20 protein-coding genes are annotated in these 23190 nt (G+C 73.3%); 9 read left to right on the top strand and 11 right to left on the bottom strand.

Going from position 1 to position 23190, the window contains the following annotated elements:
- Positions 1-47: 47 nt before the first annotated feature.
- Positions 48-950 carry a tryptophan 2,3-dioxygenase gene (locus tag OIE67_RS14500; RefSeq protein ID WP_326640442.1) on the bottom strand — a complete coding sequence of 301 codons (903 nt, stop codon included), beginning with the start codon at positions 948-950 and terminating at the stop codon, positions 48-50.
- A 167-nt stretch (positions 951-1117) separates the two neighbouring features.
- Here OIE67_RS14500 and OIE67_RS14495 point away from each other — a divergent pair, with 167 nt between their 5' ends.
- Positions 1118-1549, top strand: a complete 432-nt coding sequence (locus OIE67_RS14495; RefSeq protein WP_219912400.1) for an Lrp/AsnC family transcriptional regulator — start codon at positions 1118-1120, stop codon at positions 1547-1549.
- A gap of 39 nt (positions 1550-1588) precedes the next feature.
- Here the strand turns inward: OIE67_RS14495 and OIE67_RS14490 are convergent, their stop codons facing one another.
- The 4 genes from OIE67_RS14490 to OIE67_RS14475 form a co-directional block, all read right to left on the bottom strand.
- Positions 1589-2128: a DUF1062 domain-containing protein gene (locus OIE67_RS14490; protein ID WP_326640440.1), complete on the bottom strand. Its 540-nt coding sequence runs from the start codon at positions 2126-2128 to the stop codon at positions 1589-1591.
- Positions 2129-2452: 324 nt separating this feature from the next.
- The gene (locus OIE67_RS14485) at positions 2453-3802 is read right to left on the bottom strand and encodes a mannitol dehydrogenase family protein (protein WP_326640438.1); all 1350 of its coding nucleotides are present in this window, start codon (positions 3800-3802) and stop codon (positions 2453-2455) included.
- A gap of 52 nt (positions 3803-3854) precedes the next feature.
- Entirely contained in the window at positions 3855-4628 is a 774-nt protein-coding gene (locus OIE67_RS14480; protein WP_326640437.1) for a 6-phosphogluconolactonase, read from the bottom strand.
- Entirely contained in the window at positions 4625-5875 is a 1251-nt protein-coding gene (locus OIE67_RS14475) for an AGE family epimerase/isomerase (RefSeq protein WP_326640435.1), read from the bottom strand. The genes OIE67_RS14480 and OIE67_RS14475 overlap by 4 nt, the downstream gene beginning before the upstream one ends.
- A gap of 115 nt (positions 5876-5990) precedes the next feature.
- Here OIE67_RS14475 and OIE67_RS14470 point away from each other — a divergent pair, with 115 nt between their 5' ends.
- The 5 genes from OIE67_RS14470 to OIE67_RS14450 all read left to right on the top strand — a co-directional run bounded on the left by OIE67_RS14470 (position 5991) and on the right by OIE67_RS14450 (position 12042).
- Entirely contained in the window at positions 5991-6980 is a 990-nt protein-coding gene (locus OIE67_RS14470) for a LacI family DNA-binding transcriptional regulator (RefSeq protein ID WP_181308592.1), read from the top strand.
- A 64-nt stretch (positions 6981-7044) separates the two neighbouring features.
- Complete coding sequence (locus OIE67_RS14465; protein ID WP_326640429.1) at positions 7045-7827, top strand: sugar isomerase domain-containing protein; 783 nt, start codon at positions 7045-7047, stop codon at positions 7825-7827.
- Positions 7818-9068 carry a neutral/alkaline non-lysosomal ceramidase N-terminal domain-containing protein gene (locus OIE67_RS14460; RefSeq protein WP_326640428.1) on the top strand — a complete coding sequence of 417 codons (1251 nt, stop codon included), beginning with the start codon at positions 7818-7820 and terminating at the stop codon, positions 9066-9068. Before OIE67_RS14465 ends, OIE67_RS14460 begins: the two co-directional genes overlap by 10 nt.
- Positions 9065-10297, top strand: a complete 1233-nt coding sequence (locus tag OIE67_RS14455) for an N-acetylglucosamine-6-phosphate deacetylase (RefSeq protein WP_326640426.1) — start codon at positions 9065-9067, stop codon at positions 10295-10297. The genes OIE67_RS14460 and OIE67_RS14455 overlap by 4 nt, the downstream gene beginning before the upstream one ends.
- A gap of 254 nt (positions 10298-10551) precedes the next feature.
- Complete coding sequence (locus OIE67_RS14450) at positions 10552-12042, top strand: sodium:solute symporter family protein (protein WP_326640424.1); 1491 nt, start codon at positions 10552-10554, stop codon at positions 12040-12042.
- Positions 12043-12117: 75 nt separating this feature from the next.
- On the opposite strand, the gene OIE67_RS14445 is transcribed toward OIE67_RS14450, so the two are convergent.
- Positions 12118-12315 carry a hypothetical protein gene (locus OIE67_RS14445; RefSeq protein ID WP_326640422.1) on the bottom strand — a complete coding sequence of 66 codons (198 nt, stop codon included), beginning with the start codon at positions 12313-12315 and terminating at the stop codon, positions 12118-12120.
- Positions 12316-12390: 75 nt separating this feature from the next.
- Between OIE67_RS14445 and OIE67_RS14440 the strand changes: the two genes are divergently transcribed.
- Positions 12391-12669, top strand: coding sequence for a hypothetical protein (locus tag OIE67_RS14440; protein ID WP_326640420.1), 279 nt, complete (start codon positions 12391-12393; stop codon positions 12667-12669).
- Between the two features lie 847 nt (positions 12670-13516).
- Here OIE67_RS14440 and OIE67_RS14435 read toward each other — a convergent pair.
- Positions 13517-13921 (bottom strand): hypothetical protein, encoded by a 405-nt coding sequence (locus tag OIE67_RS14435; protein WP_326640418.1) that lies wholly within the window; start codon positions 13919-13921, stop codon positions 13517-13519.
- Positions 13922-14073: 152 nt separating this feature from the next.
- Entirely contained in the window at positions 14074-17679 is a 3606-nt protein-coding gene (locus OIE67_RS14430; RefSeq protein WP_326640416.1) for an alpha-N-acetylglucosaminidase TIM-barrel domain-containing protein, read from the bottom strand.
- Positions 17680-17810: 131 nt separating this feature from the next.
- Here OIE67_RS14430 and OIE67_RS14425 point away from each other — a divergent pair, with 131 nt between their 5' ends.
- A complete protein-coding gene (locus OIE67_RS14425) occupies positions 17811-19001 on the top strand; it encodes an ROK family transcriptional regulator (RefSeq protein WP_326640414.1) in 1191 nt (396 codons plus the stop codon).
- A 122-nt stretch (positions 19002-19123) separates the two neighbouring features.
- On the opposite strand, the gene OIE67_RS14420 is transcribed toward OIE67_RS14425, so the two are convergent.
- The gene (locus tag OIE67_RS14420) at positions 19124-19486 is read right to left on the bottom strand and encodes a peptidase inhibitor family I36 protein (protein WP_326640412.1); all 363 of its coding nucleotides are present in this window, start codon (positions 19484-19486) and stop codon (positions 19124-19126) included.
- A gap of 286 nt (positions 19487-19772) precedes the next feature.
- Between OIE67_RS14420 and OIE67_RS14415 the strand changes: the two genes are divergently transcribed.
- Positions 19773-20795, top strand: a complete 1023-nt coding sequence (locus OIE67_RS14415; RefSeq protein WP_326640410.1) for a phosphotransferase family protein — start codon at positions 19773-19775, stop codon at positions 20793-20795.
- A gap of 10 nt (positions 20796-20805) precedes the next feature.
- Here the strand turns inward: OIE67_RS14415 and OIE67_RS14410 are convergent, their stop codons facing one another.
- Both OIE67_RS14410 and OIE67_RS14405 read right to left on the bottom strand, forming a co-directional pair.
- Positions 20806-21651, bottom strand: a complete 846-nt coding sequence (locus OIE67_RS14410) for a metallophosphoesterase family protein (protein ID WP_326640408.1) — start codon at positions 21649-21651, stop codon at positions 20806-20808.
- Between the two features lie 45 nt (positions 21652-21696).
- A complete protein-coding gene (locus OIE67_RS14405; RefSeq protein ID WP_326640406.1) occupies positions 21697-23187 on the bottom strand; it encodes a PucR family transcriptional regulator in 1491 nt (496 codons plus the stop codon).
- Positions 23188-23190: the final 3 nt, after the last annotated feature.

The raw sequence follows: 23190 nt of genomic DNA, 5'->3' as shown, positions 1-23190 counted from the left end.
CGCTTCCCCGGGCTCTGCGCCGCGCCTCCCGCATGCGGATACGGGCATCACATGTGGGTACGGGCGGACCAGAGCTCGGGGAAGACCACCCGGGCCATGCTGCGTTCGAGCCAGGCCAGCCCGTTGGAGCCGCCGCTGCCCGGCTTGGCGCCCATCGCCCTGCGCACGGCCGCCACGTGCTGGTAACGCCAGTCGCCGAACCGCTCGGAGACCTCGGCCAGCGCGTCACCGAGCGCCCGCAGCCCGTCCCCGCCCACTGCGTCACCCTCCAGGTCCGCCGCGGCGTCGTCCTGGTAGACGCGCACCCAGGCGCGCTCGACCGCCTCGTGGGGCTCGTACTCCGCGCCGAAGTCCCGGCCGAGCACGGCCGCCGGCAGGTCGTGGCCGCGCCGGGCGAGCAGCGCGGTGGCGGCGTCCCAGACGCTGGGCTCGTCGAACGCGCGCCGCAGCGCCTCCTCCCGCGCGCCGCCCCTGAACGGCCGCAGCAGCGCCCCGCTCTTCAGCCCCAGCCGGAACTCCACCAGCCGGTACATGCCCGACTGCAGCCCCGATGCCTCCCCGAGCCGGTCGCGGAAGCTGTTGAAGTCGGCGGGCGTCATCCAGCGCAGGCCGAGCCAGCCGGCGTTCGCCGCCTCCAGGTGCAGGGCGGTGCGGCGCAGCGCCGCGACCGCGTCCCGTACCCGGTCCGCCCGCAGCGACTCCCTCGCGGCGAGCAGCTCGTGGGCGACGAGGTTGAAGTACAGCTCCATCACCTGCGTGATGACCAGGAACGACATCTCGCCCGGGGCGTCGGTCAGCGGCCGTTGCAGGTCGTGCAGGACGTCGGTGCGGACGTAGGCGTCGTAGGGGATCTCCCGCTCGAACTCGAGGGTCGGCAGCCCGCCGCTCATGCGGGCCCGCTCGGCCCGCTCGGCCGCCGAGACGGGGCGTACCCGTCCTGTCGTCTTCATCGCGCCGCGCTCCCTTCGTTGTGTCGGCGTGTGTCGGCACCTCATGATGGTGCGGCGACAGCACTCTAAGGAATGCCGTCCGAACGGCCTTCGCCGTGGATCGGTTCACGTTCGTCATCCATCTCGGGCATGCTGTTGCCGAACGAAAGGAGCCGCTGGTGGACGCCATGGACTGGGAGTTGCTGCGCGAGCTGCAGGAGAACGCGCGGCTGTCGTTCAACGAGTTGTCGCGCCGGGTGCACCTGTCGCCGCCGGCCGTGGCCGAACGGGTCCGGCGGCTGGAGGAGGCGGGGGTGATCACCGGCTACCACGCCACGGTGGACCCGGCCCGGGCCGGCTGGACGGTGTCCGCGTTCGTGCAGCTCACCTGTTACGGGCCGACCTGCGTGCTGCGCGATCCCGAGGTGGCGACCTGGCCGGAGGTCAGGGAGATCCACCGGGTGACCGGCGACGTGTGCAGCATCCTGAAGATCGCCGTGCCGTCGATGGCGGCGTTCGAGCGGCTGATCGACCGGCTCGCCGCCTACGGCAAGCCGTCGAGCACGATGATCTTCTCCAGCCCGCTCGCCCACCGCCCCATCACCGCCGCGCCGGACTGAGGCGGGTGGCCGGGAAGGGCTCCGGCCACCCGCGTCCGGTCAGTCCACGGGCATCACGGTGAAGGCGAACCCGGTGCTCACCGTGCGGCGCAGCGGAAAGTCGCCTTTGACGCGGCGCCGCACGTCGTTCCTGCTGAGGCCGAGGGCCCGCGCGATGAGCCGGTCAGGACGCACCGGCACCGGATCGTCGAAGCCGACCTCCACCCGCACCGGCCACGGCTCGTCCAGCGGCACCGGCGTGAGGTCCAGCCGCCAGGCCCCGCTCCAGTCGAGGGTGTAGCGGTTGCGCTTGGCGAACGCCGGATCGAACAGCGTGGACACCACCAGTTCGGGATCGTTGGCGTGGTAGCGGTCGAGCGCGGCCGGATCGACCGTCCTGACCGGCACCCGCTCGTGCACGGTGAGCTTGCTCGTCCGGTCGCAGGACACGCAGCGGACCAGCAGCCACACGTCCAGCACCTTGCCCTGGGCGTTGATCCGGAACCTGCCCTCGCCGGTGGTGGCCGACTCGGACGGGCAGTCGACGCAGCGCGTCGACAGCAGGGGCAGCCTGGTCCGGCGGACGACCCAGGGCAGCACGATATGAGGTTGTGAAGACATGATCTCTCAAGACCTGACACGAGGCCGGTTACGCGCGGCCTCAGACGCTGAACGACCGGGCGCACGCGGGCAACCCGGCGGAGCCGGCCACCCGGGCCGGCTGGAAGAGAGCGGAAGTACGTGTCAGGTCTGGCGAGCAGGCGGGGTCACGCGGTTTATGTCCTCTGTCCTCACGATGGCGGGCCGCAGGCAACCTATGGGAACACCGGCGCAGGGCTCAACCGGTTTTCGGCCGCACCTGGGACGCTCAGCGCCTTAGGCGAAGGCGTTCTCGGGGAGCGGTCAGGCGTTCTCGGGGAGCGGTCAGGTGTCGAGGGTGCGGAGGGTGGCGGCGAGGCCGTCGGCGGTGAGGCGGTGCAGGCCGTCGGTGACCAGGTCGCGGAAGACCCGGTCGTCCCTCAGGTCGGGACCGAAGATCTCCTCGATCGCCAGCAGGCGCTCCACGGTGGCCGCGGCGCCGGCGCCCGGGTCGCCGGTGAGCCGGTCGGCCAGAGGGTCGTCCAGCTCGCGCGCCGTCGTGACGTACCGCATCCAGCCCGCCACCGCCAGCGCGATCAAGCGGGGCTCGTGCCCGGCGGCCAGCCGCTCGCGGGCCGGGTCGAGCAGGCGTTGGGGCAGTTTCTGCGAGCCGTCGGCCGCGATCTGCGCGACGCGGTGCCGCAGGCCGGGGTTGGCGAACCTGGTCAGCAGCGACCGCTTGTATCCGGCCAGGTCGAACGCGTCGAGCCCGTGCAGGGTGGGCGAGAGGTCCTCGTCCATGAGCCGGCGCAGGTATCCGGCGAACGCGGCGTCGCCCACCGCCTCGGACACGTGCTCCGCGCCCGACAGGTAGGCGATGGCCGAGTGGCTGCCGTTGAGCAGGCGCAGCTTCATCCGCTCGTACGGCCGGACGTCCCCGACCAGCAGCGCGCCCGCCCGGTCCCAGGCCGGGCGGTCGCCGGCGAAGTCGTCCTCGATCACCCACTGCGTGAACGGCTCCGTGACCACCGCGCCGAGGTCGCGCACGCCGAGCCTGGCCTCCATGTCGTCGAGGTCCGCGGGGGTAGTAGCAGGGACGATGCGGTCGACCATGCTCGCCGGGAAGGTGACGTTCTGCTCGACCCACCTCAGCAGCGGCGGCTCGCACAGCTCGGTGACGAGCGCGGCGAGGGTCGCGCCGTTGCCGGGCAGGTTGTCGCAGGAGACGACGGTGAGCGGGCCCGCGTCGGCGGCGGCCCGGGCACGCAGCCCGGCCACCAGCCGCCCGATCGCGGTGGGCGGCCCGTCCGGCCTCGGAGCGCGGCGGTAACCCTTCTCCGTGATGGTCAGCGTGACGACCGCCGTCTCCGGCGCGGCCAGGCGGGTGGCGAGGTCGTCGCCCGGGACCAGCACTTCGCGTACGGACCCGATCACGCGGACGTCGTCCCCGGCGCGCACGCCGTACAGGCAGTCCTGCGGGCGCAGCAGGCCGGCCACGGCGGTGCTGCGCTGGCTGGCCCCGCAGATGCCCCACCGGTCGTCGCCGGTCGCGGCCACGGCCAGCTCGGTGTAGACGGCCTGGTGGGCCCGATGGAAGGCGCCGATGCCCAGGTGCACGACGCCGGTGGCGCGCGGCTCGGCGAGCGGGCGCGCCTCGGCTGCGACCCTGGACAGGGTGGCACGGCTGAGCCTCACCACCGGGGCACGCTCCCGTCCACGAGCTGCCAGGCGACGATCCCGGTGAGCTTCACTGGTAGGCCTCCACGTCCGCGAAGAGCGTACAGGCCGGGTGGGTGCGCAGGACCGAGGCGGGGCAGCGCTCGGAGATCGGCCCGTCGAGCGCGGCGGCGAGCGCCGCCCGCTTGTTCCGGCCCGGCACGGTGGCGACCAGCGTGCGCCCGGCCATCAGGGTGGGCACGGTCAGCGTGACCGCCCGCGCGGGCACGTCGGCGAAGGTGGCGAAGCAGCCGTCGCTGACCTGCTGCGTACGGCAGGCGTCGTCGAGCTCGACCACCTTGACCGCGAGGGGGTCGGCGAAGTCGGCCACGGGAGGGTCGTTGAAGGCCAGGTGGCCGTTGTCGCCGATGCCGAGGCAGATCAGGTCGATCGGGCCCTGGCCGAGCAGCCCGGCGTAGCGGGCGCTCTCCGCCTCCGGGTCGTCGCCGGGGTCGATCACGTGGACGGCGCCGGGGCGTACCGCGTCCCAGAGCTCTTCGCGCAGGAAGCGGCCGAAACGCTGGGGGGCGTCGGCGGGCAGGCCGATGTACTCGTCCATGTGGAAGACGGTGACCCTGGACCAGTCGATCCCCGCGGCGGCGCGCAGGCCGGCCAGCGTCTCCCGCTGCGACGGCGCGGCCGCGAAGACGGCCCTGGCCGCGCCGCGCGCGGCCAGGGCCGAGCGCAGGGCCTCGGCCGCGACCCGCGCGGCGGCGGCGCCGGCCGCCGGCCGGTCGCGGTAGATCCGGGCTTCGAGGTTGCCGGCGGTCCGTTCGATCACGGGGCCGGAGTTGGTGGCCGTCACGGCTGCTCCCCTGGTGCTCCGGCTGCGTGGAGCTCGACGATCTGCATGAGGTTTCTGGCGATGTGGTACGGATCCTTGACCGGCAGGGCGACGACCTCGTCGAGCGGGACGCCGGTCCGGTCCCTGATCTGGATCCACTCCGCGCCCTCGGCCCCGCCGGGGAAGGTGCGCAGCGTGTAGTCCCAGACGCGCTCGAACCAGCGGGCCGCCTCCCGGTCGCCATAGCGCTCGGCCGCCAGGCGGGTGGCGTACGCGGCCTCGGTGTGCACCCACCACAGCTTGGTGGACCAGGTCCGCCTGACCAGGTCCTCGTACGGGCCCCCGTACGGCCGGCCGGAGACGTCCACGTAGCGGAACAGCCCGCCGTGCTCGTCATCCCATCCGGCCCGGCACAGCGCGGACACGGAGGCGAGCAGGCCGGCGTGGTCGCCGGTCTCGCCGAGCAGTTCGCCGGCCTCCAGCGCCATCCAGATCCCCTCCAGCGCGTGGCCGGGGGTGCGGTGCCGGGCGAGGATCGTGTCACGCAGGCCGGGGTCGGGCACGAACGTCTCGGTGAACAGCCCGCCGTCCTCCCGGTGCGCGAGCATGGCCCGGCGCGCGGCCCGCAGCTCGTCCAGGCCGGCCTTCCCGCCGGGCCCGGCCAGGTGCGCGCGGGCCTGGTCGAGCCGGGCGTTGAGCACGATCATGCGCGCGCCGAACCCCGAGCATCCGGGCGGCAGCGGGTACGGCGGCGTCGGCGGGTCGCCCGCTTCCACGTCGTCCGCGACCCGCTGGACGATCCGGTCGATCACGGGCAGGTGTTCGGGCGAGCCGGTGGCCACGGTGAGCTCGGACAGCCCCATGGCGACGAAGGCGTCGGCGTAGACGCTGCGCTGCGCGGGCAGCGGCAGGCCGTCCTCGCCGAGCGCGGGCCCGCCTCTCTCGTCCAGGACGTACGCGCAACTGCCGTCGGGGCGGACGGCGTGGGCGAGGAGGAAGGACGCGCCGCGCTCGGCGTGCCGGACGAGGGCGGCGGCGTCGGCGGTGAGCAGGCCGCGCTCGGCGAGCCTGGCGGCGCGGGCCAGCAGCCACACGAACCGGCCCTGCGACCAGGTGAACTTGTCCGTCGACAGGCGGCGCCGGCCCCGGTTGTCGAAGCAGGTGTGGAACCCGCCGTGCTCGGTGTCGATGCCGTGGTCGAGCCAGAAGGGGAGGATGACGTCTTCGAGTTGCCCGCGGGCGACCCGCTCCGGCTGCTCCGAACTCATACCGTCCTTTCACCGGGACTGTTCGCCGAGGAATAATGAAAGCGATTGCATGGATTCTGGCTTCGCTAGAGTACTTCGGTCAACCCCGGTCGAGCCCACCCCCGAGGAGCGTGCCGTGAGCAAGCCGACGATCTACTCGATCGCCCAGCGGTGCGGCGTCTCCGCCGCCACGGTCTCGCGCGCCTTCAACCGCCCCGAGCTGGTCAGCGCCCCGGTCAGGGAGCAGATCATGGCCGCCGCCCGCGAGCTGGGCTACCAGCCGAGCTCCGCCGCGCGCGGCCTGGTCACCGGGCGGGCCGAGATGATCGGGCTGGTCGTGCCCGACATCACCAACCCGTTCTTCCCGCTGCTCGTCCGCGCGATCCAGCGCACCGCCGAACGGATGGGCAGCTCGGTCATGCTGATAGACGCGGAGGAGAGCGCGGCGGCGGAGGTGCGCCACGTCGCCCAGCTGCGCAGCCGGGTCGACGGGGTGATCGTGGCCTCGCCGCGCTCGTCGTCGGCGGCGCTGCGCGAGGCGGCGCGGGGCCTGCCGTGCGTGCTGCTCAACCGGCCGCTGCGCGAGCTGTCCTCGGTGATCTGCGACAACACCAGCGCGCTCTTCGACGCGGGCGAGCATCTGCACAAGCACGGGCATCGTTCGTTCGCGCTGCTCGCGGGGCCGAGCGCGTCGTGGGCGGCGGCCCGGCGCTCACAGGCGATCCGCAGGTGGGCGCGGGGGCGCGGGGTGGAGCTGATCGAGCTCGGCCCGTTCCGCGCTACGTTCAAGGGCGGCAGGCAGGCCGGCGCCGCCTTGCTCGCGACCGATGCCACGGCGGCCTTCGCGTTCGACGACCTGACCGCGTGCGGGGTGCTGGCCGAACTGGCCGGCCGGGGCGTCTCCGTGCCCGGCGAGCGCAGCGTCGTCGGGTGTGACGACGTGCTGCTCGCCAGGACCGTGACGCCGAGCCTGACGACGGTGACCGCGCCGATGGACGATCTCGGGGCGACCGCCGTACAGGTGCTGACCAGGCAGATCGAGACGCCCGGCGGGCCGGCCGAGCACGTCGCGCTGCCCGGCGTGTTCGTCGCGCGCGACTCCACGGGGCCGCGTTCCACCTCTTGACCGGGCTTCTGTCTTGGTCTTGAATGCCTGCAATCGCTTTCATCGGTCATGAGGGAGCCTGTAGGTGCAAAACGGACGGCACGTGTCGCTCATGCGGACGTACGCCGAACAGGTCGCGGGCCTGATCGGCCGGATCGAGACCGAGGAGGCCGACGCCGTGGGGGCGGCGGCCACGCTCATCGCCGACCACCTCACCGGGCACCAGGACGCGGAGCGACTGATCTACGTCTACGGTCCTGGAGGGCATTCGAACCTGGCCGCGCAGGAGGTGTTCTTCCGCGCCGGCGGCCTGGTGAACGTCAGCGCGATCCTCGACGAGGGCACGCTGCTGTCCGGCGGCGCGCTGCGCTCGATGGCGATCGAACGCACTCCCGGCTACGGCCGCGTGGTCATCGAGGACAACCGGCTCGGCGCGGGTGACCTGCTCGTCCTGGTCAACGCGTACGGCATCAACGCCGCGCTCATCGACGCGGCCCTGACCGCCCGCGAACGCGGCGTCACCCTCATCGGCGTCTCCTCCAGGGAGCACGCCGACAGGACCGCGCCCGATCATCCGGCCAGGCACCCGACCAGGCGCAACCTGCACGACCTGGTGGACCTGCACATCGACACGAAGGTGCCGGTCGGTGACGCCGTGCTGGAGGTCGAAGGGGTGCCCGAGCGGGTGGGCGCGATCTCGACGTTCGCCAACGCGTACGCGCTCAACGTGCTCATGGCGGCGGCCATCGCCGAACTGGCCGGGCGCGGCGCCGTCCCCGAGATCTGGCGCAGCGGGAACGCGCCCGGCGGCGACGAGCGCAACGCGCTCTTCCAGGACCGTTTCCGCGGGCGGGTGCGATGGCTGTGACGCTGCTGGCCGGAGCCGCGGTCGCGGACCTCACGCCGCCGGTCGGCGGCTCGCTGGCCGGTTACGCCGCCCGGCAGTCGCCGTCGGCGGCGGTGCACGATCCGCTGCTCGCCACCGCCGTGGCGGTCTCCGACGGCGCGGCCACATCCGTCGTGATCTGCGCCGACCTCATCGCGCTCGACCCCGATACGGTACGAAACGTCGCCGCCGACCTGCACGAGCGCACCGGGATCCCGGCCGAGGCGGTGGCCGTGGCGGTCACCCACACCCACGCCGGGCCCGCCGTGACCAGGGGCGGCATCGGCGGTGTCGCCGATCCCGCCTACGTCGCGCACGCCCGCGCGCGGCTGGCCGACGCCGGGGCCGCCGCGCTCGCCGCGCTCACGCCCGCCGTGATGCGCCGGGGCCACGGCACGTTGCACGGCGTCGCGCACAACCGGCGCGGCGCGGCCCTCACCGATCCGGCGGTCCCCGTCGTCCGGCTGGAGCGCGAGAACGGCGAGCCGATCGCCACCGTGTTCTCCCATGCCTGCCACCCGGTGACGCTCGGCCCCGACAACCTCAGCGTCACCGCGGACTGGCCCGGCTACGCGCGGCGGCACGTCGAGTCCGCGATCGGCGGCGTGGCCCTGTTCCTCCAGGGTTGCTGCGGCCAGCTCAACACCGGGCACGCCGCGGTCGACAGCCTGCGGCCCGGTGTCGGACCGCTGCCCGGCCGTACGTTCGAGGCCGCACACGGGAACGGGACCATGGTCGGGCAGGCCGTGCTCGACGCCGGCACGCGAGCGGTCACGGGGCCGGTGTCGGCGGCCGCCGCGCCCGTCGCCCTGCCCGTCGGGGACCCGCTCACCCCTGCCGAGCTGCGTACGCTGGCCGGCGAACCCGGCGGGATCTGGGCCGGCTGGGCCCGCGCCCAGCTCCGCGACCCCGGGCCTGCGGCGGTCGAGGTGCAGGTGGCCGTGCACCGGTGGGCCGGCGTGCCGCTGGTGTTCCTGCCCGGCGAGCCCTTCGTCGAGTTCGCCCTGGAGCTGCGCGCCGCGCTGGGCGATCCCGGGCTGCTGGTCGCCGGGTACACCGGCGGCGTGCCCGGCTACCTGCCCTATCCGGAGTCGCATTACGGGGCCGGCGGGTACGAGATCGAGGAGGCTCACCGCGCCTACGGGCTGCGGGCCGCGTTCACGCCCGAGGCGGGTCGCCTGGTCATGGCCGCCGCCAGGGAACTGCTCGGGGAGGCGGGATGAGCATCGAGGGCGAGCGTTCGGTATCTGTCGAGGGCCGCCTGACGAACGGACGTCCCGTGCACGTCGAGGGCGGGCTCGCGGACGAGCCGCCCGTACACGTCGAGGGCCGTCTCGCGGACGGGCGTTGCGTGCGGGTCGAGCTGGACGGGTCGCGGATCGCCGCCGTCAGCGACCTCACCGACGTCGGTGGCACGTCCGATGCGCTCATCCTGCCCGGGCTGGTGGACCTCCAGGTGAACGGATACGGCGGGCTCGACTTCAACGCCCCCGACCTGTCGCCCGGCGACGTGTCCGACCTGGTACGCGAGCTGTGGCGGCGCGGCACCACCACGCTGTGCCCCACGATCATCACCGCCCCGGAAGCCGCCATCGTGCGCAACCTGCGGGTGATCGCGGCGGCCCGCGAGGCCGACCCGCTGGTCCGGCACGCCATTCCCGCCGTGCACGTGGAGGGCCCGTACCTGGCGGCCGAGGACGGGCCGCGCGGCGCGCACGACGCCCGCCACCTGCGCGATCCCGACCTCGCCGAGTTCGCGCGCTGGCAGGAGGCGGCCGGCGGGCTGGTGCGGATCGTCACGCTGGCCCCCGAACGGCCCGGCGCCGCCGGCTACATCGCCGGCCTCGCCCGGCAGGGCGTCATCGCCTCCATCGGCCACACCGCGGCCACCCCCGCCGACATCGAGGCCGCCGTACGGGCGGGCGCCCGTCTCTCCACGCACCTGGGCAACGGCGCCCACACCATGATCCGCCGGCATCCCAACCACCTCTGGGCGCAGCTGGCCGAGGACCGGCTCGCCGCGACGTTCATCGCGGACGGGCACCACCTGCCCGCCGACACCTTCACCGTGATGCTGCGCGCCAAGGGGGTGGGCCGTTCGCTGCTGGTCAGCGACTCCGTCGCGATGGCCGGCCGCGCGCCCGGCGACTACACGACCCCGGTCGGCGGGCGGGTCACCGTCCGGCGGGACGGCCGGGTGACGCTGCCCGGCGGCGAGCTGCTGGCCGGGTCGGGCAGCTCACTGCTCGAGTGTCTCGCCTGGGCGGTCACGCGGACCGAGGTGGACCTCGGCACCGCCGTACGGCTGGCTGCGGCGAACCCGTCCCGGCTGCTCGGCCTCGACCGGGGCCGCGTCGAGCCCGGCGCGCCCGCCGACCTCATCGTCACCACCCCCGACCTGTCCTCCGTCCTGCACACCTTCGTGAACGGAGTCCCCGTCCACCCCTCCTGACCTGCACCCTTCGACTTGCACCTGCTGACCCACCTTCCTGACCTGCGCCCGTTGACCTGCACCTTCGGACCGCATCCCCAGCCCCGCACCCGTTGACCCGCACCTTCTGACCGCATCCCAGCCCCCCACCCGTTGGCCTGCACCTCCGGGCCCGCACCTCCAGACCTGCACCCTTTGACCGCATCCTTCCTCCCCACTGTCATCCGCACCCCGTACCGCTCCCCCGCTCCCCCACCCCCGACCTGGGAGATCTCATGGGCTTTCTCGACTGGCTAGTGATCTGCGGCTACTTCGTCGTGATGATCGCCATCGGCGTCTGGGCGAAATCCCGCATCCGCGACGCCCGGGACTTCTTCACCGCCGGCGGCAAGATGCCCTGGTGGCTGTCCGGCATCTCCCACCACATGTCGGGTTACAGCTCCGCGGTCTTCGTCGGGTACGCGGCCATCGCGTACACCGCCGGTTTCACCCTGTACGTCTGGTGGGCGATCGGCATCACGTTCGCCATGGTGATCGGGTCGTTCCTGTTCGCGCCGCGCTGGCCACGGCTGCGGCAGCGGCTCGGGATCATCTCGCCGCTGGAGTACCTGGCCACCCGCTACAACGTGCCGGCGCAGCAGGTGCTGGCGTGGAGCGGCACCGCGCTCAAGGTCTTCGACGTGGGCGCCAAGTGGGCGGCGACCGCGCTGCTGCTGCAGGTGTTCGCGGGCGTGCCGATCGCCTGGGGCGTCCTGCTCACCGGCGGGGTCACGCTCGTCTACTCGACGATCGGCGGGCTGTGGGCCGACGCGCTCACCGACCTCGGCCAGTTCGTCATCCAGCTCGTCGCCGGGATCACCATGTTCGTCGCCGTGCTCGCCCAGCTCGGCGGGGTGACGGCGATCTGGACGCTGTGGGACCGGCTGCCCGAAGGGCACGGCCAGCCGTTCAACGACAAGTACACCGTGGGCTTCGTCCTGGTCTACCTGCTGATCAACACGCTGTCGTACAACGGCGGCACCTGGAACCTGGCCCAGCGCTTCATCGCCGCGCCCACCGGCGCCTCGGCCAGGCGGGCCGCGCTGTTCTCGGCGGCGCTCTACCTCTTCTGGCCGCTCGTGCTGTTCTTCCCCATGTGGGCCGCGCCGATCCTGCTGCCCGGCCTGTCCGAACCCGACCAGTCGTACGCGCTGCTGACCCAGCAGTTGCTGCCCGGCGGGCTCATCGGCCTGGTGCTCGCCGGGATGTTCGCGCACACGATGGCGATGACGTCGTCCGACGCCAACGCGATCTCCTCGGTCGTGATCAGGGACATCATCCCGTCGGTGTGGAAGCGGGCCGGCCGGCTCTCGTCCCAGTCCGAGCTGCTGGCAGGGCGGGTGTCGACGTTCCTGTTCATCGCGCTGTCGATGGGCATCGCGCTCACCGCGGACAGCTTCGGCGGCGTGCTCGGCCTGCTGATCCTCTGGTTCGGCGCGCTCGTGGGGCCGATCGCCATCCCGATGCTGCTCGGCATGCTGCCGGCCTTCCGCCGCTGCGGCCCGGCGGCCGCGATCGGGTCGTGGGCGGCTGGGCTGGTGGTCTTCGCCCTGGTGAAGTACGTCTTCCCCGGGCAGACGCAGACCGTCGAGGTGGCGGCGCCGGTGCTGACCTCGCTGGCGGTGTTCGTCCTCGTCGGCCTCGCCGCCCCGGTCCGCGACCCCGAGGCCGACGCCCTGATCGACTCCCTCAGCACCGAACACCCGGAGACCACCGACGCCCCCTGATCCTCCGCCGTCCGGGCCGGTACCGACACCGAGGCCGGCCGGGGCGGGGGCCGAACGGGGCCGAGGGCGTATTTGTCATACCTGGCGCGTACCGTGCCCACCATGACGAATGCGCATGCGCCGCTCGACGGCGAGCGATGGCAGCCTGGAGATCTTGTCGTCGACGCCGGCGGCGCCCTGTTCACGCGCGCCGGCGCTTTTGACGATCACGAACGAGGTCTGCCATGGGGGCGTCCGGGTGAGGTGACCCGCCGGGACGACGGTGGCGTTCATGTGCCCGAAGGCGTGGTGGCGGAGTCGGTGCCTGTCCGGCCCCTGACGTTGTTGCTCCGCGACGGACGCCCGGCCTTGCCCGCCATACCGGCCGATCCCGCGGCGGTCCTGGGCACCCAGGCCCGGCAGACCGCGACCGCGGCGGGCGTCGGCGGCCTGTTCCTGGCCGCCACCGCGTTCGACCCCGACGGCGGAGGCGACACCAGGGCGGCCAAACTGCGCGCGGAGCTGCTCGATCACGTCGTGGTGGTGGACAACGCGGAGGAGCTGACGGCGATGTTCGGCGGTGTGGCGGACGGTCTGCTGGTGGCGCTGGCGGACTGGCATGCGCGCAGCGTCGGGGAGAGCGCCTGAGTGCTGCCGTGACCTGCTGGTTCTCACAGGGCGGGCAAGTCGGAGGAATTGTCGGTGGCGTCCTGGACAGTGACAGGTATGACCGAGTCGCCAGTGAGCCATGCCGTGACCCACCCCGCCAACACCGATCCCCCACCCGAGCCGGCCCCGGACGGGATGAGAAGCCGCCCGCCCGAGACCATGGGAAGGGCACCTGAGCCCGACGAGATGCGCCACCATTCGCCCGGAACCCCGGGCAGGGCTGCTGCGGAGCCGGATGGGGCAAGCCACCGTCCATATGAGACCGCAGGTCGGGCTTTTGCCGAGCCGGACGGGACGAGCTCCCGTCCGCCCGAAACCCCAGGCAGGACTTTCGCGGAGCCGACGGGGTCGAGCCGCCCGTTCCCCGAGCCCCCAGGAAGGACACCTGCGGAGCTGGACGAGACGAGACCCCGTTCGACGGAGACCCCCGGAAGGGCTCCGGCAGAGCCGAGCGGGGTGAGGGGCCGTTCGATGGAGACCATCGGGAGGGCTCCGGTTGGGCCGGACGGGGTGAGGGGCCGTTCGCCTGAGACGGCGGGAAGTGCTCCCGAGGGAGCCGAACAACCGCTCACCTGTCCCCGCTGCCACGGCGTGATCGTCGGCGCGCAGACCTCCGCCTATACGACCGCCCGTGCGCGCCTGATCGTCACCAACGGATATTGCCAGGGCGACTGTGCGGGGCGCGATGCCTGAGCCGCGCGAACCGGCGCCGGGAGGTGCCGCGCCTTCTCGATGATCAGAGGCGGCGCGGACGTCCGGTCAGGTGGCGGTGTGCCCGTGCCGCAAAGTGCGGTCAAGTGGTGGTGAGTCCGCGACCGGGGTGTGATCAGGTGGTAGCCGGTCCGCGGCCGGGGGCGCGGTCGAGTGACCCTGGGCCGCGGCTGAGGGTGCGGTCGAGGGCGATGCGGGTTAGCCAGCCCAGGCCGGCCGTGAAAAGGGGTGGCCAGACGATCGGCCCGAAGCTGTAGACGACCAGCACCGCGAGCGGGATCCACACCCGGTTCACGGCCTGGTACAGCACACCCGGCGGGCGGACGCCGGCGAGCCGGGTCAGGTCGGGGAACGCGAAGAACAGCAGCGCGGCGGCCGTGGTCGGCAGGCCGTACTTCTGGCTCTCGAAGACGGCGAACGCGGCGAGGAAGAGCGTGAGAGCGCCCCAGGCGATCCGCCTGACCAGGCCGCCCACGCCGGAAGCGGGCGTGGACGCGGCCTCGGGAGGTTCGGTGGTCACGCGTACAAAGTACCGCCCGGGTGGATCATCCGGACGGCGTACTCGTGGGGCCGCACACACGACCGTGGCCGGCGACCCCGCCCGGATGGGACGGGGCAGGGGACGCCGGCCGGACGGGGGCGGGGCAGGGGACGCCGGTCGTAGGGGGTGGGTCAGGGGGTCGGGGTGCCGTAGACGCTGACTTCGGTGAGGTGGAAGGAGAGGTTGGCGGTGTTGTGGGTGCCGACCACGCGGACGTACCGGGCGCTGGCCTCGGTGGTCATGGTGTCGCCGGCGTCCGTCGCGGCGCGGGGGCCGCGCCGGCCGCCGAGGGTGTACCAGGTGGTGCCGTCGAGGCTGCCCTCCAGGCGGTATTCGTAGTGGCGTCCGCCGCTGACGTAGTTGCGGACGTTGACGCGTGAGATGTCGTCGGTCTCACCGAGGTCGACCTGCCACCAGGTGGTGTCCCAGTTCATCTGAGAGGCGAAGTACGGGGAGTTGGCGCGGTTGCCGTCGTTGGCGTATGCGGGGCCGCGGCTGGGCTCCGAGCTGAGCGCCGTGACCGGTTTGCGGAGGCTGCGCAGGGTGTCGCCTGAGCTGTCACGCGCGGTGGACGGCGCCGGTACGGGCTCGGTCAGCACCGAGATCGCCTGCCGGCCGGTCTGACGGGTGGCGGCGCTGACGAACACCCCGACGTCGAGTGCGGCGGCTCCCGCGCCCGGTACGGCGGCCGCCCCGACCACGGTCCAGTTCTGGCCGTCGGTGCCGCACGAGCCGGTGAGCCGGTCGCCCGACCTGCCGATGCGCACCCGTACGGGCGGCGTGAAACCGCCCGCCTCCGCGCTGGAGTCGAGCCGGCCGTCGCCGTCGGAGTCCCAGCTGAACAGGCAGCCGTGACCCGGGGTGACAGCGATGTTGGCGTAGCCGGTGGCTCCCGGGGTGGCCAGGTCATCGCTCACCACGAGCCCGGAGCGGGTGTACTCGGCGGCGCCGTCCTGGACGAGCACGGTGCTCTGGAGCTGCTGCCCGTCGGCCAGGACGTCCGGGCGGTAGGCGGCGGCCAGTTCGTTGGTCTCCCGCCACAGGTCCGCCCCGCCCGCCGCGATGCCCACCCCGTCGCCGGTGGTGGCGAACTCGGCCTGGGTGTTGCTCATCGTCCGGTACGAGGAGGGCACGATCCCGGCGATCAGCAGGCCGGCCGAGGCCGTGTCCCGCCGTGTCCCGCCGGACTGCCGGCCGCTTCCGTCCGATCGCCAGTCGGCGGTGACGTTCAGTTTCGGGGTCGTGCCCGGGGTCTCGGCGGCGGGCACGGTGACCGTCCAGGTCGTGGTGAACGTGCCGCCGGCGGCGACGCGGTCGGTGCGGGCCGGGGAGGTGGCCCGCACCCGGTACCCCCGGGGAACCTCCAACCCGAGGGTCACCCGCCCGGTGGGCCGCAGCGTGTTGGTGTTGCTGAACGCGGCCGTCACCCGTACGTTCTCACCCGCCTTGACTCCCCTGCGGTCGGCCTCGACGCTCACCGCGCCGTCCGGCAGCGCGGCCACCTCGCCCGCCAGAGCATAGGCGTCGCCGCGCGGCTCGGCGGCGAGCTTGGTGCCGGCCCTGGACCAGTCCTCGGCCACGGCCCGCCAGTCGATCGGCTCGGGGTAGTCGGCGCCCGAGCGCAGCGCCGCCTTCAGGCTGTCGAAGAACAGCTGCCAGCGTTTCGCGTAGTACTGCCCGACCAGGCCGTTCATCTCCCTGCGGGCGTAGTCCTGCAGGTCGGAGCCGGCCGCCCAGAGCGTCACCAGCGACTTGAGGTTGTAGTCCAGGGTCGCCGCCTCGGCCGGGGTGGCGGCCTGGCGGCGGGCCTCCTTCTGCCACGCGCCGAGCAGGAAGTTCTCGTCGGTGCCGAGCAGCCGGTCCATCAGCCGCATGCCGTCCATCCACTGGCCGGTGAGGCGTTCGAAGCGGTCGAGGTCCCTGGCCCGATAGGCGGCGCGGATCTCGGGCAGCCGCAGCCTGCTGTGGTTGGCCAGCACCTGGCGGGCGACGTCCACGAGGTCGTAGCGGTAGGCGCCCGAGCCGCGCAGCCGCCGGTCGACCTGCAGCAGCTCGTCGAGGGCCCGGTCGAAGGCGGCGATGTCGTACTGCAGGGGGTAGCCGGTGTTCGCCAGGCCGGGCTGGTCGTCGTACAGGCCGGTGACGTGGCGGGTGTCGGCGGCGGCGGGCCAGCTGTAGACGGTGTCGAGCAGGATCCGCCAGGCCGCCTTGGCGTGCGGGTCGTCGCGGCCGTACCGGGCGGTGGCGTAGTCGTCGAACCAGCGGGGCATGTCGGCGCGGCCGTCCTGCCACGGCAGGTCGGTGAAGAACGCGAGCGCGGCCGGGTTGTTGTCGATGGCCTCCGGCATCAGCGCGATGCCGTTCATGGCCGTGCCCTGCTTCTCCCGCCAGGCGTGGAACTTCTCGTTCCACACGGTGAGCCGGGCGCCGAGGTTGACGTGCCCGCCGAAGTTCCAGATGGTACCGAACGCGTATCCGGTGCCGAAGAAGTCCTTGTCACGGTCGGTGACGCCGGACTCCTCGCTGATGCCGTCGACGATGAACATCTTGCCCCGGTCGATCGCCTGGAGCGTCGCGGGCAGCGGGTTGTTCTGCCAGCCGAGGATCGCCCAGAGGGCGTCGGGGTGGGCGGTGTTCAGCGCGCGCTGCACGGCCTGCGAGGCCCGCGCGACGTCGACCTTGCCGGGCGTGCCGCCCTCGTGCAGCAGGTCCATCTTGTACATCGTGCTGGGGCCGAACAGCTCGGTCTGGACCCGGTAGAACGTGGCCGCGACGCGTTCGAAGATCGGGTCGGTCGGGTCGAGCCAGTGGGGGCGTTCGAGCTTGTTCCAGGTGCCCTGCGGGACGGTGTTGGCGGCCGGGTTGTGCGCCTTGAAGTCGGTCGGCACCGTGCCGAAGTAGCCCGGCAGCACGGGGACCATGCCCAGCGAACGCAGCCGGTCGGCCATCCTGCGGCCGAGGTCGATCCGCTGGTCGATGAGGTGCTGGGAGACGGGGCCGTCGGTGCAGCACATGTTCTGCAGCAGCCACCAGGCCTGGTGGCCCGGCTGCGGGATCCACGCCCGCATCTCCTCGTCGGTGTAGCCGAACTCGGTGAACGTACGCTGGTAGACCGCCTCCTGGCCCTCGTACACGAGCACTTCGTTGATCCCGTGCAGTGCGAGGACGTCGATCCGGCGCTGCCACTCCTGCCAGCTCAGGTACGGGCCCGCGTAGCCCTGATTGGTGTCGTTGAGCGCGAAGCGGTGATCCACCGAGGAGTCCCTGGCCAGGCGGGACGCCGGCAGCGGGAGGCGGTGCGGCAGGTCGGTCTGGGAGCCGTTGATCGCGATGTCGGCGTGGGCCACGTGGCGCAGGTAGTGGCCGAAGCCGGTGAGCTGGACGGCCGGGGTCGTGCCGGCGACGACGAGACGGCCGCGCTCGGCGTACACCTCGAACCTGTCCTCGCCTGTGCCCTTGTCGATCGTGCGCAGGGTGACCTGGGCGGCGCGCGGGGCGCCGATCAGCCGCTCCAGGGCCTGCGCCGCCGGACCGCCTGAGCTGCCTGACCCGCCTCCGCCGCCGGGGCGCTCGGAGGAGGTGGCGGGAGGCGAGGTGGGTGGCGCGGGCGTGGCGGCGACGGCGGCCGGTTGGGAGACGAACGGGGCGGCGAGCACCGTGAGCAGAACGGCGAGCGCCGCCGCCAGACGGTGTCGTAAGCGGTATACGGGACTCTGTGGGGGGCGGGAGTGGGGCATGATGACGGCCACCTCTGGTGAGCAAAAGTCCGATATGTAAGGACTTTTCGTAAGATCGCTGCGGAAATATACTCAGCTGCGGTCCGCCCGAGGTCAAGATCTGCGGGGAAACGGATGGTCGAGGGGTGCGCATGCAGGAGGAGAGGCCGCCGGGGACGCCGGTGCTGCGGAGGATGAACCGGGCAGCGGTGCTCGACGCGATCCGGCGGCAGGCGCCCGAGCCCGTACGGGTGGCCGAACTCGCCCGGCTGACCGAGCTCACCCGCCCGACGGTCGCCCAGGCCGTGGAGGACCTGCTGGCCGCCGGCTGGTTACGGCAGCACGCGCCGCGACCGGCCGCCGTGGGCCGGCCGGCCACCCGGTTCTCGCTGAACGGCCGGGCCGCGCCCGTTCTGGGCCTGGACGTCGGCCCGCACACCGTGGCGGCGGCCGTCGCCGACCTGGCCGGCGAGCGCCTCGCCGAGGTCCGCCGACCGGTCGGGCACGGCGACGCCCGGCATCTGCTCCAGGCGGTGGACGAGGCGGCGCAGGAGGCGCTGGCGACCGCCGGTCTGGCCACCGACCAGGTCAAGGCCGTCACCGCGGCCACCCCTGGCATCGTCGAGGCGGGCACCGGCCGCGTCCTGTTCGCGCCGAGCGTGCCGGGCTGGTCGGAGATCGACCTCGCCGGCCGGCTGCGGGACCGGTTCCGGTGCGCGGTCACGGTGGAGAACGACGCCGACCTCGCCGCCCTGGCGGCCGCCCGGCGACACACCGACGCGGGCACTCTGCTCGCGGTCCAGTGGGGCGAACGGCTCGGGGCCGGCGTCGTCATCGACGGCCGCCTGCACCGGGGCGCGGGCCAGGCCGGCGAGATCGGCTTCATCCGTCCCTCCGGTCAGACCGGCAGTGGCGGGGGCGGCGATGGGCGGGGGCCGCTGGAGCGGGCGATCGGAGCCGAGGCGATCGTCGGTCTGGCCCGTCGCCACGCTGCCGGGCGACCGGGGTCGGGTCTGGCCGAGGTGACGGACGCGGCCGCCGTCTTCACGGCCGCCGCCACGGGTGACGTGCTCGCCGCCGAGGTCGTCGACCGGGTCGCCGCCGTCTTCGCCGAGGCGGTCGCGCCCGCCGTCCTGGTGCTGTCGCCGCACGCGATCGTGATCGGCGGCGGCATCGCCCGGGCCGGCACGGTCCTGCTGGAGGCGATCGTCGGACACCTCGAAGGGCTGACGCTCACGGCGCCCCGGGTGGAGCTGTCGGAGCTGGCCGAGGGCACGGCGCTCACCGGCGCGATCCAGATGGCGCTGGACGAGGTGTGGCGACACGCCCTCGCCACCTGCTGACCGCGCCAGGCCGCCGGTGACGGGCGGGTCGCGGTGGGCGGCTGGGTGAGGGAGACCCAGCCGCAGGTGACAGACCGGTCACGGACGGGGGGCCGGGTGAGGGAGGTCCGGCCGGTAGCGGGTCAGCAGTAGCGGGCGGGGGCGATGCGGTCCATCACGCCGCCGAACCGGCCGCGATAGTTGGAGCTGTAGTCGCCACCGGAGGCCAGCCGTTTGGCCCGCCAGTTCCATTCGGTGTCGGCGGTGTCGACGAAGCAGGCCCCGCTCGTGGCCACGAACGACCCGACGTTGTCGGCGTGCGTGCCGCCGATGAACCGGTTGCCGTTGGCCTCCCACCAGGTGTAGACGGCACCCGTGTAGTTGGCCCCCGTCCACAGGCACACGTGGGCGTGGCAGGCCGGGACGGCCGCCCGGGCGGGAGCGGCGGGCGCGGCCACGACGGCGGCGGCGAGGACCGGAGCGAGGAGCAGGCTGAGGGATTTCATGGGGGATTCCTTTCGCTGACTGCGTGGACATCCCGCACGCTATACGCAACGTGATCGAACGAACACGTTAGGTTAGCCACTTCTTACTTCAAGGCCTGAATCAGATCGGGGCGCGCGTGATCTGTGCAGGTGAGGGCGCATCCTGCCCTGCCGCGCCACGAGAAGGAGGCCGTATGCGATCATTCCGCCGTACGGAGTGGACCCGGGTCATGCCCCTTACCGCTGGTCGGCTCGCGGCTGGCGAAACCGCCTGGCCGTCCCGTCCCGGCGGTGGTTTGATGCGCGGATGGAGATCTCTCAGGAGGCACGGGCCGACGATCCGTGGCCCGGATACTTCGCCGGCCGGGGCCACCCGGGAGCGCTCCGGATCGGCTCCGGCGCCGAGGGCGTCGTCTACCGGCTCGGCCTTGGCCGGGTCGCCAAGGTGTGGGCCGGCCGGCCGCCGATCGAGCTCACCCGCCGGGTGTACGCGGACCTCGCGCGGCGCCGGCTGCCGTTCGCCACCCCGGAGATCTTCGAGGTGGTGGAGCACGAGGGCGTGCTGGTGACGTACGAGCGCGAACTGCCGGGCGCCCCGATGGGCCGCGACCACCCCGAGGAGGAGTTCGGGCGGGAACTGCCCGCCCACCACGCGGACGCGCTGCTCACCGTGCTGCGCGGGCTGGCGTCGGTGCCGGGCACGGACGCGATGCGCCGGCTGACGTTCCAGGGCGACGACCGCCCGCTGTGGCAGGGGCACGACCGCTTCCAGGACGCGCTCGCGGCCCTGGTCGGCCGGGCGGTGGCCCGCAACGGCGACGCGCTCGCCGCCCTGGTCGAGCGGACGGCGGGCCGGCCCGGCGCCGCGCCGGCCGCGCGGGTGCGGGACTACGGAGCCGCACCGGCCTCGCGGGCGCCGGACTTCGGCGCGGGCGTCAAGCGCACGCTGGACGCGCTGCGGTCGCTGCCCACCGGCCCGGTCACCGCGATCCACGGCGATCTGGTCCCGCCCAACATCCACGTCGACGCCGCCGGCCGGCCGGTCGCGGTGCTCGATTTCGGTTTCTGTACGACCGCGGGCGACCCGGCGTTCGAGGCGGCGGTCACCGCGGCCTTCTGGGACATGTACGGCCCGTACGCCGAGGAGCACGCCACGGAGCTCACCCGGCTCTTCGCCGACCGGCTCGGCCACCCGCCGGAGACCCTCGCCGTCTACCAGGCCGTGTACGCCCTGATCAGCTACGACCTGTTCGGCATGGGCGCCGACGACGGCCACTTCCGCTGGTGCGCGGCGCTGCTGCGGCGCAATCTCGTGTTCACCGCCTCCTGATCAAGGGCGCTCAGCTCTCGGGCAGGACCTCGCGCAGCAGGCGGCGGACGCCGGGGCGCGGCTGCCACTCGCGCGGGTAGCCGAGCGAGACCTCCTCGAAGCGGACCCCGTCGTACCAGGTGACGCGCGGGATGTGCAGGTGACCGTAGATCATGGCGGCGGTCGGGTAGCGGCGGTGCCAGTCCCTGGTGGCCGTGGTGCCGCACCACTGCGCGAACTCGGGGTAGCGCAGGACGTCGGTCGGCTCGCGGACGAGGGGATAGTGGTTGACGAACACCAGCGGCACGGCGTCGTCCAGCTCCGCCAGCCGCCGCTCGGTCAGCTCCACCCGGGCGCGGCACCAGGCGTCGCGGGTCGGGTACGGGTCGGGGTGCAGGACGTATTCGTCGGTGCAGACCACGCCGGTGCTGTGGGCGTAGGCCAGCGCGCTCTCCTTGGTGTGGTGGCCCTCGGGCAGGAACGTGTAGTCGTACAGGAGGAAGAGCGGCACGATCCGCACCGGCCCGCCCGCGCCCTCCCACATTGGGTAGTCGTCCTCGGGGGTGAGGACGCCGAGGTCGCGGCAGATGCTCACCAGGTGCTCGTAGCGGGCCACGCCGCGCAGCCCGTCGGGTTCGCCGGGCCTGGCCCACAGCTCGTGGTTGCCCGGCACCCACACGACGCGCTCGAAGCGCCCGGCCAGCAGGCGCAGCGTCCACGTGATGTCGGTCAGCCGCTCGCCGATGTCGCCCGCCACCAGCAGCCAGTCGCCGGGGGCCAGGGGTTTCAGCGCTTCGACGACGGCTCTGTTCTCGGGATAGGCGACGTGCAGGTCGCTGACCGCCAGCAGCTTGGCGTCCGTACGGGGAGCGGGCACCGGGTGTCTCCTCTTCCGGGGATGGCCTCTACGAGCATGCCATGATCAGCTCAGCATCACATGGCAGGCGAGCTGGAGCGCCAGCCGGGTGGCGGCATCGTCGAGGTCGAAGCCCGCCGATCTGATGCGGTCGAGACGGGTGGTGATCGTGTTGCGGTGCACGCCCAGCCGCTCGGCCGCCTTCAGCGCGCCGCCCTCGTCCAGGACGGCGGCCAGCGTCTCCAGCAGCGTGCCGTCCCTGTCGATCTCCAGCAGCGGGCGCAGCACGACGGCTGCCGGAGCGCGCAGGACGCCGGTGGGCAGGGCACCGAGCAGCTCGGCCGGGCCCATCCGGTCGGCCCGCACCACGGCGCCCTCCCCCGCCACGTACGCCGCCGCCTCCGCGCCCAGCAGCGACTCCCCCACCGCCTGGAGTCCGTCGACCTGCGCGCCGACGCCTCCCGCGCACGGCCATGGCAGCGTACGCAGGCAGTGGTAGAGGCGTTCCGCCAGCTCCTCCGGACCGGACGCGGACCAGCCCGCCCACCCCTCACCCCTGACCAGCACCGGCACCTGACCGAGCGCGCCGGTCACCAGCGCCTGCACCAGCGACGCGTCGGCGGCCGGCGTGAGCAGGCGGAGCTGGTAGGCGGTGATCGGACCGCCGACCGGCCAGCCCAGCGCGGTCGCCGCCACCCGCGCCTCGCCGGACTCGCCGGGCTCGCCGGACCCGCTGCGCTCGCCGATCTCGCCGGACTTGCCGGACTCGCCTGCCTCGCTCATCTGGTTGCCGATCAGACGTTCGGCGAGTGCGGCCTGGAGGGCGAAGTCGCGGGCGGCGGTCAGGCTCTCCTGCGCCGTCCAGGCGGTCAGCGGCGCCACCGCCAGGCCCAGTACCGTACGCACGACCGCCGGCCAGCCCGGCGACCGCGACGACCCGCCGGCCACCAGGGTGCCCAGCACACCGCCCTCCCGGTCGGGCACCGTCACCTCGGCCGACCAGCGCCCGGCGGCGGCGTCGCGGCGGCCCGCCAGGGGCCGGCCGTAGCGGTCGAGGAAGGCCACCGACGTGCCGGGCAGTTCGGCGTTCAGCACCCCGAGCACCCGCCGCGCCGACGCTCCCGCCTCGGCCAGCCGGGTGGCGCAGCGGGCGACGAGCTGGGTACGGGCCGCGTCGGGACGGGAGGCGGCCGAGGCCACCCGGACGGCGACGATCAGCGGGTCCTCGTCCACGAAGATCAGGGTCACGCCGAGCCGTTCCGCCAGCACCTCGCCCGACCCCTCGCTCAGCCCGCCCGCCGGCGCGATCACGCACGCCGCCGCCTGTTCCCAGGCCCGGCGCATGGCCATCTCCACCGCCCAGCCGCCGCTGGCCGCCGGGCCGATCAGCACCACCGCCGTGTGCGGGGCGACCGTGGCGAACACCGACAGCTCGTCCACGATCCGCACGCCGCGCACGGGGTTCTCGCCCGCGCCGTACATGCGCGCGCCGGCCAGCGGCCCCGCGTCGACCAGCTCCGCCACCGTGACCGGCGCCTCCCACCCGGACGCCCGCACCGC

The sequence above is a fragment of the Nonomuraea fuscirosea genome (assembly GCF_035917475.1).
GTDB classification, from domain to species: domain Bacteria; phylum Actinomycetota; class Actinomycetes; order Streptosporangiales; family Streptosporangiaceae; genus Nonomuraea; species Nonomuraea fuscirosea.
Note: the sequence above shows the minus strand (reverse complement) of the source record. Positions and strands in the feature narration are given on the sequence as shown.

Excerpts from the sequence above, each read along its gene's own strand:
- OIE67_RS14500 (WP_326640442.1), bottom strand. The coding sequence starts at position 950 with ATGAAGACGACAGGACGGGTACGCCCCGTCTCGGCGGCCGAGCGGGCC.
- OIE67_RS14495 (WP_219912400.1), top strand. The coding sequence starts at position 1,118 with ATGGACTGGGAGTTGCTGCGCGAGCTGCAGGAGAACGCGCGGCTGTCG.
- OIE67_RS14475 (WP_326640435.1), bottom strand. The coding sequence starts at position 5,875 with ATGAGTTCGGAGCAGCCGGAGCGGGTCGCCCGCGGGCAACTCGAAGAC.
- OIE67_RS14460 (WP_326640428.1), top strand. The coding sequence starts at position 7,818 with ATGGCTGTGACGCTGCTGGCCGGAGCCGCGGTCGCGGACCTCACGCCG.
- OIE67_RS14455 (WP_326640426.1), top strand. The coding sequence starts at position 9,065 with ATGAGCATCGAGGGCGAGCGTTCGGTATCTGTCGAGGGCCGCCTGACG.
- OIE67_RS14450 (WP_326640424.1), top strand. The coding sequence starts at position 10,552 with ATGGGCTTTCTCGACTGGCTAGTGATCTGCGGCTACTTCGTCGTGATG.
- OIE67_RS14445 (WP_326640422.1), bottom strand. The coding sequence starts at position 12,315 with ATGAACGCCACCGTCGTCCCGGCGGGTCACCTCACCCGGACGCCCCCA.
- OIE67_RS14430 (WP_326640416.1), bottom strand. The coding sequence starts at position 17,679 with ATGCCCCACTCCCGCCCCCCACAGAGTCCCGTATACCGCTTACGACAC.
- OIE67_RS14425 (WP_326640414.1), top strand. The coding sequence starts at position 17,811 with ATGCAGGAGGAGAGGCCGCCGGGGACGCCGGTGCTGCGGAGGATGAAC.
- OIE67_RS14420 (WP_326640412.1), bottom strand. The coding sequence starts at position 19,486 with ATGAAATCCCTCAGCCTGCTCCTCGCTCCGGTCCTCGCCGCCGCCGTC.
- OIE67_RS14415 (WP_326640410.1), top strand. The coding sequence starts at position 19,773 with ATGGAGATCTCTCAGGAGGCACGGGCCGACGATCCGTGGCCCGGATAC.